Source organism: Burkholderia sp. SRS-25 (assembly GCF_004343765.1).
In the GTDB taxonomy this organism is placed as follows: Bacteria; Pseudomonadota; Gammaproteobacteria; order Burkholderiales; family Burkholderiaceae; genus Burkholderia; species Burkholderia contaminans.
Window position 1 is genome coordinate 373,276 of the sequence record NZ_PTXM01000005.1, and the last position, 18,585, is coordinate 391,860.

Here is an 18,585-nt window from a genome sequence, read left to right on the forward strand (position 1 = left end):
TCAATCGTCATCGTCGTCGCCGTGGTGGCGGTGCCAATGCTTGTAATAGTGCTTGCGCCACTTGCGATAGCGATCGTCGTCGTATTCGCCGTCGTAGCCGTATCCGTAGCCGGGATAGGCGACGACGGCCGGCTGCGGCGCTACATAGACCGGCGCCGGCTCGACATAGACCGGCGCAACCGGTACACCGATGCCGACCGACAGGTCGACATGCCCCGCCATCGCACTGCCGGAAGCCAGCAACGCCACGCTCCCGACCCACCCTGCCCATCGCCTCTTGTTCATGTTCTGAATCCCTGATATGCCGGCCCGCCCGGCTCGCGCGGCCAATGTAAGCGTCGCGCGCGAGCCAAGGTGATACGGCATTGCGAGAGTCGTAACGCGGCGTAACGAAATGCCATTAGCCGTTTGGCCGAATCGCGAAAATGCGCTGGAACGTCTATAGTGGGTTACGGTTCGACACAATCACGACTACGCGCTCCCCGATTGAACAGGGTAGAATCCCGCCAAACACCTTGTGGACGAACACGCCACACACGCACAACATATTCTCTGACGCAGGCTCCTGCCGCACCTCAATGGCCAATCCCGCAGAATCCCATCCGCAAAACGACTTCATCAATTCGGCGCGCAAGGAACGTAAGCGCGTTGAAATCTATCTCGTCAACGGCATTCGTCTGACGGGGTGCATCGAGTCGTTCGACCAGTACCTGGTGATGCTGCGCACCCCCGTGGGTCTGCAAGGCATCTACAAGCGCGCGATTTCCACGATCCAGCTCGACACGGGCGGCTCGCGCCCGGGCGGCAGCGGCCCCCGCGGGCCGCGCACCGGCGGGCGCCCCGGCGGCCGTGAAGGCGGCGGTCACAGCCCGTACGGCTCGCACGGCGGCCCGCGTGAATCGCGCGGCGACGGCGGCTACGGCTCCCGCGAACCGCGTGAAGGTTACGGCTCGCGCGAGCCGCGCGAAGGCTACGGTGCCCCGCGCGAACCGCGTGAACCGCGCGAGAGCTACGGCGCACCGCGCGACACCGGCGATGCATCCGGCAACGCGTCACCGTCGGATTCCCGCGGCGGCAACGGGCCGGTCATCGTGACGCGCCGCCGGCGAATCGTGCCGGACGGCCAGTAAAGCAAAAGGGCAAGCCAACCGGCTTGCCCTTTTTACTTGTGCGGCCGGCGCGGCATGTCGCCGCACCGCCGCCGGGTTCAGCGTGCCGTCGTCGGCAGGCCCGCATCGGCCTCACGCTGCAACGAACGCACCTGCTGCTGCAACGCACGCAGTTGCGACTGAAGCTCGGCCTGCTGCGCCTGCAATGCGGCCGTCTCGTTGCGTACGCTCTTCTGGCGATCCGCTACCGCCGCCTGCTGCTGGCGTGCGATCGAGATATCGGCCTGCAGACGCCGCGCGCGATCCTGCGTGACCTCGATCTGCTTGTCCATTTGCGCCTTCTGCGATTCCAGCTTCGCTGCCCGCAGTTCGTTCACGGCCAGCCGTTCCGCCTGGCGCGAGAAATCGCGATAGATCGCTTCCGCACGCGTTTCGTCGTAAGTTTTGATGACGCGCCAGAACGCCTTCTGCTGAAACAGCGCGACGAAGTACGCACCGTCCTTCACGTTGAACAGCAGGCTCGCACCGTAGCTGCCGTTGTAGCTCGTGCGCATTTCCGTCAGCGTGTGCGCCTGGATCTGGCGCTGCAAGTCGTCGACCGTGCTCGGCCCCGTCGACTCGCCCGCCTGCGGCTGCAGCGACGTCTGCGAATCGATCACCGGCATCGCCGCCACCGGCGCCGATGCCTGCTGTACGGCCGGCGAACCGCTGTCCGCCAGACTTTGCGCGTATGCGCCCTGCATGCCTCCCGCCAGGGCGAACAATACGCACGCCCTTCCCAACCCCGTCTTATGGCTCATGAAGTTCTATTCCCGCCCGAGTCGTTATAATTCAGCGCGATTTTATCTCATTAATTACTCACTTTCGCGGGTCTCGGGCTCCTCGTCGAAGATCTGGTATTTGCGCATTTTTTCCCACAGTACCTTGCGGCTGATGCCGAGTTGCTGCGCCGTATCCTGACGCCGCCAGCCGTTTGCGTCGAGCGCCGCGATGACGCGGTTGCGCTCGTTCATGTCCCACTTGCTGCGGTCGACGAACACCTCGGCCGCACTCTCCGCCGGGACCGGCTGGGCCGAACTGCGCGCGTGCGCGATCAACCGCTGCAGCCGCGCGGCATCCCACCCGCCCGTCTGCCGCACCGTCACGCCGACACGCTCGGCGAGGTTGCGCAGTTCACGCACGTTGCCGGGGAAATAGCTGTCCGCGACGGAATCCGTCAGCCAGTACGGCAGGTCGGACAACTGGGCGAGCCGTTCCTCGCCGACGACCTGCGCGACGAACGACTTGAACAGCGCGATCTTGTCGACGGCGCCGCGCTCTTCCAGCGACGGAATGCTCAGCTCGATCACCGCGAGCCGGTAGTAGAGATCGGCACGGAACAGGCCATCCTTCACGAGCTGCGGCAGCTTCTTGTTGCTCGCCGCGACCAGCCGGAAATCGACCTTGACCGGCGTCGTCGCGCCGACGCGCAGCACCGCGCCATCCTCGAGCACGCGCAGCAGCTTGACCTGCTGGTACAGCGGCAGATCGCCGACTTCGTCGAGAAACAGCGTGCCGCCGCCCGCCTGCTCGAAATAGCCTTTATGCGCAACAACCGCGCCCGTGAACGATCCTTTCGCATGACCGAAGAACAGCGATTCGAACAGGCCGTCGGGAATCGCGCCGCAGTTCACGGGCACGAATTCGCCATGCCGGTAGCGCGAATGCTTCTCGTGCAGCAGCTGCGCGATGCGCTCCTTGCCGACGCCGGTTTCGCCGTGCAGCAACACGTTGGTGTCGCAATCGGCGAACGTATCGACTTCGTGCAGCAGGGCCTGCATCGATTCCGAGTGCGCGACGAGTTCGGTCGGATGCGACGTTTCGGCCGTATGCGCCCGCAGCTGCGTGGCGAGCTTGCCGATCATGCCGCGCAGTTCGGCACACGTGAAGTCGAGCGGCAGGATGTGCGAATACTCGGGCGGATACTGCGACGCGTCGTGATCGCGCGCCGCGCCGACCCAGACGACCGGCATGCCGATGTTGGCTTGCCAGTCGCGCAGGAACGCGGCGCCGATTTCGATCATCGTCACGCTGATGATCGCCAGCGATGGCCGCAAGGCGGCGCGCTCGGGCGAGATCTCCGCGTTGTCGGCACGGATCACTTCGACGTCGAAGCTCGCCATGCATCGGGCGACGCGGTCGACAATGTCCGCCTTGCCTTCCCAGACGTACAGGTCGAGCTCTTCGATTGCGGGCGTGGTTCTCATCGGGTGGTCTTGCTTCTCTAATTGCTGACTGTTTGCGCGACGCCGCAGGTCAGCGACATCTGATGCACCGTGGCGGCACCGAGCTGGACGCCGAGCAAGTCCAGCAACGGGTCGATGATACCGTCGAGCGCGGTCAAAAGCGGGCTCAGGACGGTGGTCAGTACCGACAGCAGCGATGAAAGGAAATCCGGTGTGATCGTGACCGAGACGAGCCCGAATAGGACACTCACGGTGGGCGTGATCTGCGCATGGCTCAGGCCTGCCAGCGCGTTACCTACCGCCGAACCCAGTGCGTTCGTATTGGTCGTCCAGTAATTCGATGGATCGCTTCCTCCGCGCCCGTAGAACGTATTGGTCGCCGGACTGGCAGCCAGATTCACGGACACGTTGGAGACGGTGGCGGACACCTCGACGGCACCCAACAGAACCAGCACGTCAAGCACCTTGGCCGGCGACGTGCAACTGTAGTTCGCCGGAAGGTTCAGCAGATTGCCGGCCGTGAGCGGCGGCTGGCCGATGCAGAGATTGGCGACACTCGGCTGCGCGGTGATCGTCGCGGAATTCGGCGACGTCAGGCAGTTGGTCGACAGCAGTGTCGCGCTGCCGGCGCCCAGCTGCACGTAAAGCGGCAGATACACGTTCGCGGACACCACGACCGGCAGCGGATTCACGCCCAGGTTGACGACGAGATACAGGCCGACCTGTGCGTTCGTCGCCACCGTCCGCCACGCGCCGTTCTTGTCCTTCCCGCCTTCGCCGACCGCAATGGTCGGCGGGCTGATGACCTGCGCCTGCAACTGGACGATCGAAACCGAGTTGCCGTTCGGCAGCGTCAGCGGCACGTTGGCGCCGATCACCACGCCCGGCTTGCCGGCCTGCGAGATCTGCGCCATCGCCATCACGAGATCGAGCACGTTCACGGTCGCGTCCGCCGCCGCCTGCGTGTTCGCAAGGCCCAGCGTCAGCAGCGACGTGGCGCCCTGTCCGGTCAGGCTGGCGACCTTGAGTGCCGTGTTGCTGAGCAGGCTCAGGTTGGCGAGGGTGGTCAGTGCGCCGGTTGCGCTTGTCTGCACCGTCGTCCCCAGCGTGGTCGTCTTGTTGACGGCCGCCACCATCGCGTTGAGCAAGGTGCCGACCGACGCGTTGGCATTGACCAGTCCGCCGATCGTACCGTTGCCGACCGACAGCGACTGCAGCGAGACGGCGATGTCGCCGAGCTTGACGTTCGCACAGGCGAGCCCCTGATAGGACACGAGATTGAGGTTCAGCGGCGTGCCGCCCTGCCCCTGCAATAGCGAGCCCAGCAGCGCGTTCACCAGGCCGGGGTTCCCGCTCGGCACGCCCGAGCAGCCGACGCCGCCCACCGCGGCCAGCGTCGCGCCGATCGAGAAGGTATCGATGTTGGTTGCCTTCGCGGTCGACGTGGCGGTCACGGTGCGGGTCGGCCCGAAGAAGAAATACGGCAGCGTCTTGGAGACCGTCACCCGCACGGCATTCAACTGCGTCGCGAGCGGCACCGTCGATTTCGCCGAATAGAAGGAACTCGCCGTCCCGGTCGCCGACGGTGCCCAATAACCGCATTCGGCCGACAGCGACGTGGTGCCGCTGCCGTCCAGCGTGAAGCCGTTCGTCGTGGCGTTGCTCGTGGCCACGGAGGTCACGCTCGCACACGTGTCGTCCAGCTTCTGAACCGCGGCGAGCGCAGCCAGATCGGCCACGCGCTGCATGTCGCGGCGCGTGAAAAAGACGTTCCCGATATCGACCGAACCGAGAATCACCATCGACAGCAGGATCCACACGGCCGCCGTGACGACGACCGAACCCCGCTGCCGCCGCGGCGACGCGCGACCGGGTCCGGCCATCCGGTTCGATGCATGTCGAGCAATGCTCATCGCGGCTCCGCTCAATACGATTGCGATGAACTCTGCCCGCCGGACGATCCATTGCCGTTCGCGTTGACCGGCGACCCCATCGATTCCGGAATCTTGTGCTTGAACGATTCGAGATAACGTTGATAGGACAGCGACGCGGTATCGCCCAGTACCGGCAAGGCCGGCCCGGCCGCACGTCCGTCACGCTGGAATGCCAGCAGTGCGTTCGTTGCATGACCGATTTCCGACGCGTCGGGCGCCGGCTGATCGCTATACGCCGCGGTAGCGCCCCCCATGAGCACGAGAAGCGCGACACCCTGGCACACACGTGCCACGCGACCAGGATTCTTGTTGTTCGTCATGTCAGTTCCCCCCAATGCCTTTTTCATTGTGCAAACCGCTGCAGCAACGGCGCAGTCGGATCGAATCCCTGGATGTTCGCCACCGGGGACGGACGCTTCGCGACATCCGAGCCCGACACGTCGACCACGCTCCCCGAACCGATCGGCGTGGAAACCGGAGCCGGCACCTGGGACGCGCGACGCCACGTGCGTGCCGCCGCGGTAATCCTCGTCGCGTCGTTGCGGATGTCGTTGCGAACGTCCGTCGACAGCTTCTGCTGCGCCATCAGCTTCTGCGCATCGTGGGTCCGGCCGGATGCGAGCAGGTACAGCACCAGGTTGCTGATGATCTTCGGGTTGCTCTGGTCGAGCTCAGCGGCCTTCATCAATGGAATGCGCGCCCCCTCGACATCGCCGCAGCGCAGCTTCGCGTAGGCGAGATCCGAAAGCGTCGACGCATCGGTCGGCGCCAGCACGGTGGCCTGCGACAGCGCCTGCGCGGCGCGCGGAAAATCGCCCGCGCCACCGGCAATCAGCCCGAGACCGCGATAGCCGCGCGCGGCGAGCGTCGTGTTGAGCAACTGCGTATATACCGCGGTGCTCGCGGCGGGCTGGTCCGTCATGCGCAAGGCATCGGCGCGCAGCAGGATCGTCTGCGGCGATGCGCCGTACTGTTTTTCGTATGCGTCGATATGCGCCAGCGACGCGTAATACAGCCCTTGCGACTGCATCCGCTCGATCAGGCCGAGATACATGCCCGGCGTATCCGGCGCCGCCTGCTTTTGCGCCGCTGCGTCCATCAGCGCCGCGCGCTCGGCCTGCGGACCGACGCCGTATCCGCTTTCCTTGAACGCCGAGCACGCGCCGAGCAAGCCCACCATCGCCAGCACGCCGGCCACTTTCACGAATTCATCGATGCGTCTCATCTTGCTTCCTTGGCTTCCCGGCATCAGGGCTGCGCCTGGCTCAGCGCGCGCAACACCGAGATCATTCCCGGCCCGGCCGTCACGATCAGCAGCGCCGGCAGCAACGTCAGGATCATCACGCCCGTCATCTTCACCGTCAGCTTGCCGATCCGTTCGCGCAGCATCGCGCGGCGTGCCTCGCGCAACCGGTCACCGAACTGCTTGAGCGGCTCCTGTACCGCGCCGCCGTGTTTGTCGACCTGGATCAGCAGCCGCACGATCGCACGCAGATCCTCGTTCTCGAAACCGGACGACAGCCGCTGAAGCGATTGCTCACGCGTCCGGCCGGCAGCGAATTGCCGCTGGGCGATTTCCATTTCCAGCGACAGCACGGGCATCATCCCCTTGAAGTCGTTCGTCAGGACCTGGATGCTCTGGTCGAGCGATAATCCGACCCCCTGCAGCAAGCGAAGCATGTCGACCAGCAGCGGCAGTTCGTCGATCACCGACTGCCGGCGCTGTGCAGCACGACGTCGCAGGTAGAGCTTCGGCAACATGAAACCGGTGACGAGCGCGATGCCACCGCCGGCCCGCCATTGCGCACCGGTCAGTTGCGGGCCCATCAGCACGAGGAAAAGCAACGGCACGACGATCGCGCAGGCGAGCCGCGCGCTCAGGAACAGCCCGCGGGTGCGCGTGTCGGCATAGCCGCACTGCTCCAGCAACAGCCGATCTTCGTCGGCGACGAGATACCGGCCCAGACGGGTATCGAGCAGGCGCGTCCCGACCATCGACAGGCGGTCCAGCCATTGCACGACGAACGACGGCCTGGCCCCCGCATCCCGCCCGACCGGATTCGGCCGGGATTCATCGGACTGCTGTGCGGCCCGCGCACCCGTTGCTTCCAGCGTCGCGGTGCGCCGCTCGAGCGCACTGGACAGCGTGCGGTCGCTGCGCGTCTGCGCACCCGCGCGGCGCACCGCAAGCAGTGCCAGCAGCATGACGCCGAGTGCGCCGAGAACCAGTGCGAGCGAACCGAGTTGATTGGCTGTCATGCCGTCACCTGAGTTTGGCCATGTGGTACAACCAGATACCGCCCGCGAACTGCAGCATGAAGGCGATGAACAACAGCTGACGGCCGGTGTAGTCGTTCCACATCGACTGGAGATAGAGCGGATTCGTCGCGATCACGAAACTGCCGATCGCAATCGGCAACATGACCAGCACCCACGCGGACAACCGGGTCTCCGACGACATCGCCGCCAGTTCCCGCTCGGCCTGCTCGAGGTCGCGCATGAACGTCGACATCCGGTCGAGCATGACGTCGGCGCGGCCGCCGTACCGGACCGAGAGCCGCAGCACCGACCCGACCAGTTCGAACTCCTTGGTCTGATAGACGCTCGCGATATGCCCCATCGCACGGTCGATCTCGACTCCCGTGCGCAACATCCGCGACACGTGGTCCAGACACCCGCGCAACGGCGCTTCCGTCGTCAGCAGCGCAGCCTGGAACGCCGCCGGCACGCTGTTGCCGAGCGTGACGAGGCGTACGATGCCGTCGAGGAACGAGGGCAACTGGCGCACAATCGTCAGGCGCCGCCGCTGAATGCGGGACACGAGCCAGAACGCGAGCAGCGACGCGCCGCACACGAGCGCGGCGATGCATGCGAGCCAGCCGCCCCGGTTACCGGCGACGAGCCCGACTACGGCCAATCCCAGTAGCGCGAGAAGCGCCTTGCCGCGTGCATCCTCGATCCCTGCACGACTCGCCAGATTGGCGAGGTATTCCGTCGCGATGTCGCGCCAGTGTGCCCAGCGCGAAGCCGGTGTGGCGGATTGCGCGCGCGCCGCGCCGGGCGCGGACGCGACGTTCGGCGCCGGCCGCGCGTCGCGCTGAATCGCACCCGCCGCCCGCGCGGCCGGTTCGATGCGGCTATCGATGAAGCGCTGCACGTCGGCGCGGCCGCGTTTTGCCTCGCCATGCCGCCAAAGCACCAACGCGGCAGCAACGCAAAGCAGTGCCATTGCAAGCGCGCCGGCCATCAGGCTATACATTGAAACCCCCGCCCCCGCGGCCGAATCCGCCGCCGAAACCACCGCCGCCACCGCTACCGCCAAAGCCGGCGGCCTGCAGCGACTGACGGAAGCGTGCGAGCTTCGGCGAATGCGGATGAATGCCGAGCGACTCCCAGTTGTCGACCTCTTCGCCCTCGGGCGTCACGCGCGCCTCATAGCGATACAGCTCCTGGGTCGCGATGATGTTGTCCGACAGCCCGGTCACTTCGGTGATCGAAAGAATCCGGCGCCGGCCGTTGGACAGCCGGCCGATCTGCACGATGAAGTCGATGGCATTCGCGATCTGCCGGCGCAGGCTCGATTCCGTCCCCTGGAACCCCGCGAAACCGGCCAGCATCTCGAGGCGATACAGACACTCGCGCGGCGAACTCGCGTGGACGGTACCCATTGATCCGTCGTGCCCCGTATTCATCGCCTGCAGCATCTCGAGCACCTCGCCGCCACGCACTTCGCCGACGATGATGCGATCCGGCCGCATCCGCAGCGTATTGCGCAGCAGGTCACGGATCGTCACGATGCCGTTGCCGTCGAAACCGCCCGGGCGGCTTTCGAGACGCACGACATGGGGGTGATTCAGCGAAAGCTCGGCCGTGTCCTCGATCGTCACGACACGCTCGTGCTCGGGAATGTGAAACGCGAGCGCGTTGAGCAGCGACGTCTTGCCGGAGCTCGTGCCGCCCGACACGAGGACGTTGCAGCGCGCCTCGACGGCCGCTTCCAGCAACGTACCGATTTCCGCATTGAACGTGCCGTTGGCGAGCAGGTCGGCCGGTTTCAGCGGGTCCTTGCGGAATTTCCGGATCGATACGACCGGCCCGTCGATCGACAGCGGCTCGATCACGACGTTGACGCGCCCGCCGTCCGGCAGCCGCGCGTCGACCATCGGGTTCGATTCATCGAGACGTCGGCCGATCGGCGCGAGGATGCGGCGCACGATCCGCAGCAGGTGCGCGTTGTCGGTGAAACGAATCGGCAGCTTCGCCAGGATGCCGTGGCGCGACACGTAGATGTCGTTGTAGCCGTTGATCAGGATGTCCTCGACGTGCGGATCGGCGAGCAGGTCCTCGATCGGGCCGAACCCGGCGAGCTCTTTCGTCAGCGCCTCCGCAATCGCCCTGACCTCGGTCTCGTTCAGGGGAATGCGCCGCAGACGCACGAAACTGTCGATTTCCAGATCGACGAACTGGTTGATCGCCTGGCGCGACCAACGGCCGAATTCGGCGCCGAGTTCCTCGATGCGCGTCAGCAGATGCTCGTGCGCGGCATTCTTGATGTCGTGAAACTGCTGCGACTGGGAGAACGGCGCTGCGCCGTCGGCAAATTGGATGTCGTGTGCCATCGCTTACGATCGCCTGGACGAAGGTTGAATGAAACGCTTCAGGGCGGACAAGCCCAATGCGCTGCGCTGGCCTGCGGAGACCGGCCCTGCCAGTCGATCTGCGAGCGGCTCGAGGGCACGCACATACGGATCGCGTTCGGCCGTATCGACGATCAGCCTCCCCTGGTTGGCCGCCTGGCCGATTGCCACGCGACGCGCCGGCAGCGTCGCCAGGTGCGAAATGCCGAGCCGCTCTGCGATCTGGGCCGGCGTCAGGCTCAGCGTCGCGTCGTACTGGTTGACGACGAGACGAATCTTGCCGATGTCGACGCCCGCATCGCGCAGCCCTTCCAGCAGGTCGACCGCCGAGACGATCGATGCGACACCCTGGTCGCACACGAGCCACGCTTCGTCGGCCACCGCGGTGATCTGTGCAACGAATTCATGGTTCGTGAATCCGCCGAGATCGATGATCTGCTGATCGAAGAACGCGCGCAGCCGGTTCAACAGCCCGACGCACGCGGCGTACGACACATCACGCAGGTCGGCGAGATTGGGCGGCAACGTGGTCAGCGCGACGCCGCTGGCGTGGCGCGTCAGCGCGGTATTGACGAACGTCCGGTCGATGCGCCGCAGGTTGCGCACGGCTTCGACGAAATGGAATTCGCAGCGTGTGTTGAGGAACAGCGCACTGTCGCCCGCGGGAAGCCCGAGATCGACCAGCGCCGTCTGCCGCGCGTGAGGCGCGGCGACGCCGAATGCAGGTGTGCCGCCTTCCGGGTCGGCCGAACCCGTGCGCTTGTGCAGCCACACGGACAGATTCGCGGCGAGCGTGCTGACGCCCATCCCCGCGCGTGCGCCGAGCAACGCAACGACCTTGCCGTGCCGGTTGGCCGGCTCGGTGCCGGTATGCTCCAGCAACCCGCGGGTGATCCGCAATGCATCCTCTGCACTACCGGACACGTCGATGAAATCGCGGACACCGGCCCGCAGTGCGGCAAGCGCGCTTTCCGGTTCCGAGAGCATGCCGAGCGCGACGACCGGCAGGCCCGGATGGGCCAGCCGTACGGCAGCCGCGGCAGCGCTCGCCGCGCTGTGCGCACCGGAAAAATCGATGAAGACGATCGCAGGATTGAGCCCCGTGATGCGCTGGCTCAGCGCGCCCGGTTCGAGCGACAAGGCTTCCACCGTGCCGGCCGACACGAGTGTCTCGCTCAGCCAGCGGGCATGCTCGTCCTGCTGCGATGCGCACACGAAATAATCGGTCACGGCAGGCTCAGCCAACGACAGGGTTCTCGCGTTCATGTTGAACACCCTCGGTTACATATCGCGCGACATCTCGTCCCGCAATCATTTCGAAAATCCGGGCGCCGCATCGGGTGACGCGATACCGCCAAGATACGACCGCCACACCGGACCATCGCGCTGTTCGGACAGTTCGCCCGGCGTGGTCGGCAACGGCGCGCCCTTCGCGATCGGCGCAACGAGATGCGGCGTCACGATGATTACCAGTTCCTTGTCGTTCTGCTGATAGTTCAGCGACTTGAAGAAGGCGCCGATGATCGGCAGGTCGCCCAGGACCGGCACCTTGTTGATGTTCGACATCGTTTCGCGGTCAATCAGGCCGCCGATCACGAAGCTTTCCCCGTCGCCGAGCTCGACCGTGGTGTCGGCGCGGCGAGTCGTGATCGCCGGCACCGAGACACTGTTGATCGTGACGCCATGCTGGAAGTCGAGCTGGCTCGATTCGGGCGCCACCTTGAGTGCGATGCGGCGCTGGCTCAGCACGGTCGGCGTCAGGGTCAGCCCGACGCCGTACTGCTTCCAGTCGATCGCCGTCGAGCCGAGCGCCTGCGGCACCGGCACGGGAATTTCGCCGCCGGCGAGAAAGCTGGCGCTTTGCCCGGACAACGCCACGAGGGTCGGCTGCGCGAGCACGCGGGCCAGATTGTTCGCCTCGAGAATCGAAATATTGCCGAAGATGCCGCGACCCGCCGAATTCACCACCAGGTTGAACGCGGACGCGATCGGAATGCCGCCCGTCGCCTGGAATGCCCCCGTCCCCCCGCCGGTCACCGACTGGAGACTGCCCGGTGAAAATGCGCCGAAAGCGAATCCGTTGCTCTGCTTGAAGAAATTCAGCCCCGCTTCCTTCAGCACCGAACGGCTGAATTCGACGACCCTGACGTCGACTTGCACGACGTTCCGGTTGCCGACCGTCGAGGCATCGATAACCGCCGCATCCTTGCCGCCCATCCGCTTGCCGACGGCAACTGCCCGCTCGTGCGCGTCGAGCGAGGCTGCAGCGCCCGACACGACTGCCGCACCGCCATACGCCTTCACGGACGGCCCCGCGCCGTCCAGCACGGCCTGTGCGGCCGCATCGACGACATTGACGTTCCACACGGTCGGCTCGTCGCGACCGCGCTCCCACAGCATCACATTCGTCGAACCCGGTGCCTTCGCAACCAGCAGCACATTGCCGGCGCGACCGCCCTTCATGACCAGCACGTCGACGACCGACGGATCGCCCACCGCGATCCGCTGCAGCGTGCGGCCGGCAGCGACCTGTCGCTGCGAGCCGACCGCCAGATCGATCGACCCGTTTGTGCCGGCGGCCCCGGCCAACACGGCGAAGGTCATGGCCCAGATGGCAATCGCGTATGCAATCAGTTTTTTTGTCATTGTGTCGGAGACCGTCATACGGCCTTCTCCCTTCCGTTACTGCTGTCGATGACCGTGTTTAGGTTGTCAATAAGCGACCGTTTCGGTTCGCCCACCCCGAATCACTTCAATGCTGCTCCCGCCTTCGCGCGCGACGATCGGTGCGCGCGGCGCCCGCGCCGGCGCCTGCACGCGGGGCGTATTGCGGGCCCGCCCGCCGGAAAGCTCATCGAGCCACACGCCGGCGGCCGCCTGCCCGGAAGGTGTCAGGTCAGCGGCCGTGCGGATCGCGACCGTCTGCGTCGCGACTTCGTCATCACGCGGATTGCGCAGTGCAAGCGTCAGCCGGCCGCTTGCTTCCGCGAGCGTCAGCGCATCGACCTGTGCCGTCGGCACGGCAAGCACGGCGGTCCGTACCGCGCCGCCCGGGCCGCCGCTGCCGTCACGATCGGGCGTCGCGTCGCCGAACGACAGGATCCGCAGCTTCGACATCAGCAATCGCGCCTGTGAATTGGGAATTTCCGAGCCGGTTTGCGCCATCCCCGAATTGTCGCGCCGCAAATTCAGGAACACGTCGACAAAGTTGCCGGGGCGCAACCGGTTTCCGACCGCATTCGTCTCGTCGACCTTGATGGCCACCGCGCGTTCGCCGGGCGCCACCTGGTTCGCCAGCCCCGACGTCAAGCCGCCCTCGACGACCGGCGCGGCGGCAAGAATGTCGTTCGCAGGAATACGACCGACGGGCAGCGACGGATCGCTGAAGCCGCCGGTCGGCATCATGGGTGCCGAAGCCAGCTTCAGGGCATCGGCCGGAATCGGTTGACCGGCCGGCAACAGGCGCGTCGCAACGACCACCGGCACCGTCTGAACCATCGCCACGGCGGGCACCGCGGCCGGCGGATGGGCCGGCGCCCGGCCGAGCATCCACGCATAGATCCCGAGCAGCACGGCGAGCGCAATCAGCAGCCCGGCGATGATCTTCGTCAAGTTGTTGCCCATGGTGAATATCGAGTGCCGTAAATGTTGTTATATCGATATGCGAACGCCGCTTGAGCCTGTTACCGCGCGCTGCCCGGCGTCCGTTTCATAAAATGGTGGCCGGGTTGATCTGCACGGTTGCCGTGCCGGTCAACTGCGTCGGCGTAACGAGTCCGAGCAGGGGCAGCGACGGAACCAGCGGGTTGGTCTTGTACGGGTACGTCACCGTGACCGTCACGCAATACATGGTTGCGTCGTAACTGCATGCCCCCGACACCGGCGTCGGAATCTGAACGTTGGCCAACCACGTCGTGAGCCCGATCGCCGTCGACTGTGCCGCCTTCGCCCGGTCCGTCAGTGCCTGCGTCCCCGATCCGTTGGACTCGTAGACATAATTCAGCGCCGTGCGCGCACCTTCGGTCGCAGCGAGCGTCAAGCCCTGCTGAACGGCGAAGATCAGCCCGTACGTCACGATCGCGTACATGATCAGGAAGAACAGCGGAAACACCAGCGCGAACTCGACCGCCGTCGCCCCCTGCTGGCGCCGCCACGACCGCGGCTGGCACTGTCGCTTCATTGCACACCCCCGGTAACGACGAGATAGACCAGCCATATCGCTGCAGGAGCGACGAGACAAGCCGCATACGGCGTCGCCCGCCGCGCACCGAGCGCGAACGTCGGCGAACCGCGCGACCACAGCGCGCCCAGCGGCGTATGGGACAGCGTCATCAGCGCGAGGACATGGATACCGGCCACAAGGCTGGCGACGACCCACAGCCACGGCAGTATCGACAAACCGCACCACGCGCCGAGAACCGCGAACACCTTCACGTCCGCCGCGCCCATGACGCGAAATGCAAATAGCGGGAAAAAGCTCACGAATCCGACGAGCATGCCGATCAATGCCTGCTCGACTGAAATACCAAACGGATTTGCATTGACCAATGCACTGGCAAGCGCCGCCAAGAGTCCGACGACGACAAGCGCATTTCGAACAAGCCGAAATCGAATATCACCGGCGGCAACGAGCGTCGCCCAGGCAAAAAAAATGCTGGTGCTGAGAAGATGTGCCATATCGCGATCGACCGACCATGTCGACGTAAGGGCGAGCGGGCCGCGAAAACGGACCGCTCGCCACCCATCGAGCTACCGAGGATCAGCCGGTCGGCAACGTACTGGCAATCGTGGAGAACAGCGCCGAGATCTTGGTACCGATAGTGGTGACGCTACCGATGATCAAGGCCGCAATCAGACCCGCAATCAGACCATACTCGATCGCGGTAACCCCGTCTTCTTCCCGGAGGAAGCGAATCATCATTGCTTTCATTTTATTCCTCGTGCCTGTATTTACGTTCTTTGGCCTTTTATACGTATACGTCCCCGCATATCTGGCCGGTTGCCCCGCTCAGTTCGCCACATCTGCTGTAACGACAATCGGGTGCACTTTCTTTATAGATTGCCCTGAGGGGCATGGCTCAACATTTGATGCAAGTTAACATTCGCGATAGTGATCCTCCTCGAACGTTGTGTACCGAACCGTACATTTGCTTACATCTGCTCCGGATTCTATATCCGATCCCATTTAAATTCCAACCTCTTTCAACGACACGGATCGAAAAAATGACCAGGAGCACCACGTATTTGTACGGCGTTTCGGTACGACTTACACATAGGATTTACGATAGGTTAGATGTACACACCTAATCCACCAGTAAAACAATTGCCTCGTCCACCAAGCCTGCGCGGCCCCCACGTTACGGCACACGCGTAACGCCAATGTTGTGACGTTACGTTACGAAACGCTCGAAATCGTTCTCATTCGTCTGTCCTTAAACAGATTCAACAATCTTTCAATTTCCATAACTTCCTTTTCCGACAAGGAATTGCCCCGTTTAAATCCTGTTGTCGAACCGTCGAGCATCGAAATGGCACGACAGTTGCAGAGTAGTGCTCGCACCACTCAACACAACGAAGTTCACAACACATTTCTAATGCGAGGACAAAATGGACATTAAGGTTATCCCCCATGGCGTGTTCCGGACGACTCTGATCGCGGCCACCGTTGCAGCCATGCTTTCCCTCTCCGCGTGCGGCGGCTCCGGTTCCATCAGCCAGGGCCTCGGCGGCGGCTCGAGCTCGGGCGGCGGCGATACGATCTCCACGTCCGGCACGAGCGGTACGTCGGGCACGAGCGGCACCAGCGGTACCTCGGGCACCAGCGGTACGTCTGGTACGTCCGGTACGAGCGGTACGTCCGGCACCAGCGGCACCTCGGGCACGAGCGGCACCTCCGGCACCAGCGGTACGTCGGGCACGAGCGGCACCTCGGGTGTGTCGTCGAACGCAGTGGGAACTGTCCTCGCAAGCAGCAGCAACATCGTCACGGGCGTCGGTGGAACCGTCTCGGGCCTCGGCTCCGTCATCGCCAACCAGTCGCTGCCGGGTGTCAACCCGGGCACCACGCAAGCCGCAGGCGGCATCGTGCAGAGCGTTGGCGGCGCCGTGACCGCACTCGGCAACGGCCTTGGCAACGGTCTCGGCCAGCTTGGCGCGACGAAGGATCCGCTCGGCACCACCCTCGCCAGCACGGGCGGCGTGGTCAACCAGCTCGGCGGCGCGGTCACGCAGACGGGCAACCTGGTCTCGAGCCTCGGCAGCGGCCCGCTGACGCCGCTGGCACCGGTCACGGGCACCGTCGGCGGCCTCGTGTCGACACTCGGCGGCGCCGTATCGAACGGCGGCACCACCCTCACCAACGCACTGTCGACCGGCCCGATCCAGCAGGTCACGCAGACGGTCAGCTCGGCCATCACGCCGATCACGACGATGGTCGGCCAGACGACCCAGACGATCGGCACCGCGACCGGCCTCGGCGCGCCCGTCAACACGCTGCTCGGCACGGTCGGCAATGGCCTGAACCAGGCTGGCGCCCTGCTCGCGTCGGCGGGCGGCAACCCTGTCACGACCGGCCTTGGCAACACGGTCTCGTCGACGGGCAACACCGTGAAGGCCGTCGGCGGCCTGCTCACGGGCGGCACCGGCGGCGCGACCAACCCGCTCGCACCGCTCACGGGTCTCCTCACGACGGTCACGGGTACGCTCGGCGGCGCAACGGGCGGCGCCAGCAGCCCGCTCGCCCCGGTTACCGGCCTCGTTTCCACGGTCACGGGCGCACTCGGCGGCGTAGCGGGTGGCGGCAGCGGCCCGCTCGCTCCGGTCACCGGTCTCGTCTCCACGGTCACGGGCGCGCTTGGCGGCGCAGCAGGTGGCGGCAGCGGCCCGCTCGCTCCGGTCACCGGTCTCGTCTCCACAGTCACGGGCGCACTCGGCGGCGCAGCAGGCGGCAGCGGCGGCCCGCTCGCCCCGGTCACCGGCCTCGTCTCGACGGTCACGGGTGCGCTTGGCGGCGCAACGGGCGGCACCAGCGGTGGCCCGCTCGCCCCGGTCACGGGTCTCCTCGGTGCGGTAACGGGCGCACTCGGCGGCGCAACGGGCGGTGCAGGCGGCAGCAGCCCGCTCGCCCCGGTGACGGGCGTCGTGTCCACGGTAACCAGCGCGGTCGGCGCACCGGCATTGACCGGCGGTACGGGCGCCGTCACGAACTCGGGTTCGTCGTCGAATCCGCTTGCGCCCGTCACGTCGCTGATCGGCGGCCTGCTTGGCGGCACGCACGGCAAGTAAACCAACATCCATCAATCGACAAGACAGCGAGGAGTCCATCATGTCCCAGCAACGTTCTCTCACGACAGCCGCCCTGCGCCAGTGGCGCGCGCCCCTCACGGCCTTCGCCGCCGCCTGCCTGCTGGCCGCCTGCGGCGGTGGTGGCGTCAGCTCGCCGCCGACCAGCAGCAACAACAATAACAACCCGAGCACGAGCGGTACGCCAAGCACGAGCGGCACCAGCGGCACGTCCACCGGCACCAAAGGCGTAGTCAGCACGGTCGGCCAGACGGCCACCGACCTCGGCAGCACGGTGGGCAACATCAGCGTGCCGGGCCTCGGCGACGGCGTGACGAAGGGTGTGGGCAGCACGCTCTCTAGCACCGGCACGATCGTCGGTGCAGCCGCCGATGCGGTGAGCAACGGGCTGGGACAGATCGGTACGACCAAGGATCCGGTCGGCACGACCGTCGCGGGCCTGGGCAACGTGGTCGGCGCGACGAGCAACACGGTGTCCGGCCTGAGCTCGACGGTCAAGGCGCTCGGCACCGGCCAGCTCGCGCCGCTCGCGCCCGTCACGACGCCGGTCGGCACCGTGCTCGACACCGTGGCCAACGGCTTGACGGCCGCCGGCACGACGATCGGCTCGACGCTGTCGTCGGGCGCCGTGCAGCAGGTGACACAACCGCTCAGCTCGGCAATCACGCCGCTCGTGATCACCGCAGGCCAGGTCACGCAACAGGTCGGCACGACGACCGGGCTCGGCCAACCCGTCTCGGGCCTGCTCGGCCAGGTCGGCGGCGCGATCAGCTCGGCCGGCAAGCAGGTTGGCGGCACGTCGAACCAACCGCTCGTCGGCGACGTCGGTCAGCTCGTCACTGCGGTGGGCAACACCGTGACCAACGCGGGTGGCCTCGTCAATCCGAACGGCCCGAACGGCGCGGCACCGATCCCCGGCCTGATCACGAGCCTCGTCGGCGGCTCGACGGCGACCGTACAGAACGGCACGTCGTCGGGCTCCGGCTCGACGAATCCGCTCGGCGGCCTGCTGTCGGGTCTCGGCTCGACGCCGCTCGGCTCGCTCACGGGTGCACTCGGCGGCGCGACCGGCGGTTCGGGCAGCAGCCCGCTCGCCCCCGTCACGAATCTCGTGTCGACGGTCACGGGCACGCTCGGCGGCGCAACAGGTGGCAGTGCAAACCCTCTCGCGCCTGTCACCGGTTTGCTGAATACTGTCACCGGAGCAGTGGGCGGCGCAGCAGGATCCGGGGGATCGAGCCCGCTCGCACCGGTCACGTCGCTGGTTGGCGGCGTCACGGGTACGGCAACGTCGGGCGGCGGCTCGACGGGGCTGCTGGCACCGGTGACGGGATTGCTGGGTACGCTGGGTAGCGTTGGCAAGTAAGGAGGACGGTCG

18 protein-coding genes are annotated in these 18,585 nt (G+C 65.7%); 3 read left to right on the plus strand and 15 right to left on the minus strand.

Annotation, left to right across the window (positions count from 1 at the left end):
• Positions 1 to 285: a PXPV repeat protein gene (locus C5O79_RS08290; RefSeq protein WP_122473856.1), complete on the minus strand. Its 285-nt coding sequence runs from the start codon at positions 283 to 285 to the stop codon at positions 1 to 3.
• Between the two features lie 293 nt (positions 286 to 578).
• Between C5O79_RS08290 and hfq the strand changes: the two genes are divergently transcribed.
• Positions 579 to 1,130: an RNA chaperone Hfq gene (hfq, locus tag C5O79_RS08295; RefSeq protein WP_046545522.1), complete on the plus strand. Its 552-nt coding sequence runs from the start codon at positions 579 to 581 to the stop codon at positions 1,128 to 1,130.
• Between the two features lie 77 nt (positions 1,131 to 1,207).
• Here hfq and C5O79_RS08300 read toward each other — a convergent pair whose 3' ends face one another.
• From C5O79_RS08300 to C5O79_RS08365, 14 genes are all read right to left on the minus strand, one after another.
• Positions 1,208 to 1,909: a DUF2968 domain-containing protein gene (locus tag C5O79_RS08300; RefSeq protein ID WP_046545521.1), complete on the minus strand. Its 702-nt coding sequence runs from the start codon at positions 1,907 to 1,909 to the stop codon at positions 1,208 to 1,210.
• Between the two features lie 54 nt (positions 1,910 to 1,963).
• Entirely contained in the window at positions 1,964 to 3,355 is a 1,392-nt protein-coding gene (locus tag C5O79_RS08305) for a sigma-54 dependent transcriptional regulator (protein WP_046545520.1), read from the minus strand.
• A gap of 17 nt (positions 3,356 to 3,372) precedes the next feature.
• The gene (locus tag C5O79_RS08310; protein WP_122473855.1) at positions 3,373 to 5,247 is read right to left on the minus strand and encodes a TadG family pilus assembly protein; all 1,875 of its coding nucleotides are present in this window, start codon (positions 5,245 to 5,247) and stop codon (positions 3,373 to 3,375) included.
• A gap of 11 nt (positions 5,248 to 5,258) precedes the next feature.
• Positions 5,259 to 5,615 (minus strand): DUF3613 domain-containing protein, encoded by a 357-nt coding sequence (locus tag C5O79_RS08315; RefSeq protein ID WP_236862316.1) that lies wholly within the window; start codon positions 5,613 to 5,615, stop codon positions 5,259 to 5,261.
• Complete coding sequence (locus C5O79_RS08320; RefSeq protein WP_122474530.1) at positions 5,612 to 6,493, minus strand: pilus assembly protein; 882 nt, start codon at positions 6,491 to 6,493, stop codon at positions 5,612 to 5,614. The genes C5O79_RS08315 and C5O79_RS08320 overlap by 4 nt, the downstream gene beginning before the upstream one ends.
• A 23-nt stretch (positions 6,494 to 6,516) precedes the next feature.
• Positions 6,517 to 7,527: a type II secretion system F family protein gene (locus tag C5O79_RS08325; protein ID WP_047850985.1), complete on the minus strand. Its 1,011-nt coding sequence runs from the start codon at positions 7,525 to 7,527 to the stop codon at positions 6,517 to 6,519.
• Positions 7,528 to 7,531: 4 nt separating this feature from the next.
• Positions 7,532 to 8,527 carry a type II secretion system F family protein gene (locus C5O79_RS08330; protein WP_163008970.1) on the minus strand — a complete coding sequence of 332 codons (996 nt, stop codon included), beginning with the start codon at positions 8,525 to 8,527 and terminating at the stop codon, positions 7,532 to 7,534.
• The gene (locus C5O79_RS08335) at positions 8,520 to 9,887 is read right to left on the minus strand and encodes a CpaF family protein (RefSeq protein WP_122473853.1); all 1,368 of its coding nucleotides are present in this window, start codon (positions 9,885 to 9,887) and stop codon (positions 8,520 to 8,522) included. The genes C5O79_RS08330 and C5O79_RS08335 overlap by 8 nt, the downstream gene beginning before the upstream one ends.
• A 3-nt stretch (positions 9,888 to 9,890) precedes the next feature.
• On the minus strand, positions 9,891 to 11,171 hold the full coding sequence (locus C5O79_RS08340) for a fimbrial protein (RefSeq protein ID WP_047850987.1): 1,281 nt from the start codon (positions 11,169 to 11,171) through the stop codon (positions 9,891 to 9,893).
• A gap of 45 nt (positions 11,172 to 11,216) precedes the next feature.
• On the minus strand, positions 11,217 to 12,509 hold the full coding sequence (locus tag C5O79_RS08345; protein WP_240687905.1) for a type II and III secretion system protein family protein: 1,293 nt from the start codon (positions 12,507 to 12,509) through the stop codon (positions 11,217 to 11,219).
• A 108-nt stretch (positions 12,510 to 12,617) separates the two neighbouring features.
• Entirely contained in the window at positions 12,618 to 13,529 is a 912-nt protein-coding gene (gene cpaB / locus C5O79_RS08350) for a Flp pilus assembly protein CpaB (protein ID WP_122473852.1), read from the minus strand.
• 85 nt (positions 13,530 to 13,614) lie between these two features.
• A complete protein-coding gene (locus C5O79_RS08355; protein ID WP_046545510.1) occupies positions 13,615 to 14,085 on the minus strand; it encodes a TadE/TadG family type IV pilus assembly protein in 471 nt (156 codons plus the stop codon).
• Positions 14,082 to 14,582: a prepilin peptidase gene (locus C5O79_RS08360; RefSeq protein WP_046545509.1), complete on the minus strand. Its 501-nt coding sequence runs from the start codon at positions 14,580 to 14,582 to the stop codon at positions 14,082 to 14,084. Before C5O79_RS08360 ends, C5O79_RS08355 begins: the two co-directional genes overlap by 4 nt.
• A gap of 82 nt (positions 14,583 to 14,664) precedes the next feature.
• Positions 14,665 to 14,835: a Flp family type IVb pilin gene (locus C5O79_RS08365; protein WP_046545508.1), complete on the minus strand. Its 171-nt coding sequence runs from the start codon at positions 14,833 to 14,835 to the stop codon at positions 14,665 to 14,667.
• Between the two features lie 677 nt (positions 14,836 to 15,512).
• On the opposite strand from C5O79_RS08365, the gene C5O79_RS08375 reads away from it, so the two are divergent.
• Together C5O79_RS08375 and C5O79_RS08380 are read left to right on the plus strand one after the other, a co-directional pair.
• On the plus strand, positions 15,513 to 17,189 hold the full coding sequence (locus tag C5O79_RS08375) for a collagen-like triple helix repeat-containing protein (protein WP_131931330.1): 1,677 nt from the start codon (positions 15,513 to 15,515) through the stop codon (positions 17,187 to 17,189).
• Positions 17,190 to 17,229: 40 nt separating this feature from the next.
• Positions 17,230 to 18,573, plus strand: coding sequence for a collagen-like triple helix repeat-containing protein (locus C5O79_RS08380; RefSeq protein WP_046545506.1), 1,344 nt, complete (start codon positions 17,230 to 17,232; stop codon positions 18,571 to 18,573).
• Positions 18,574 to 18,585 lie beyond the last annotated feature (12 nt).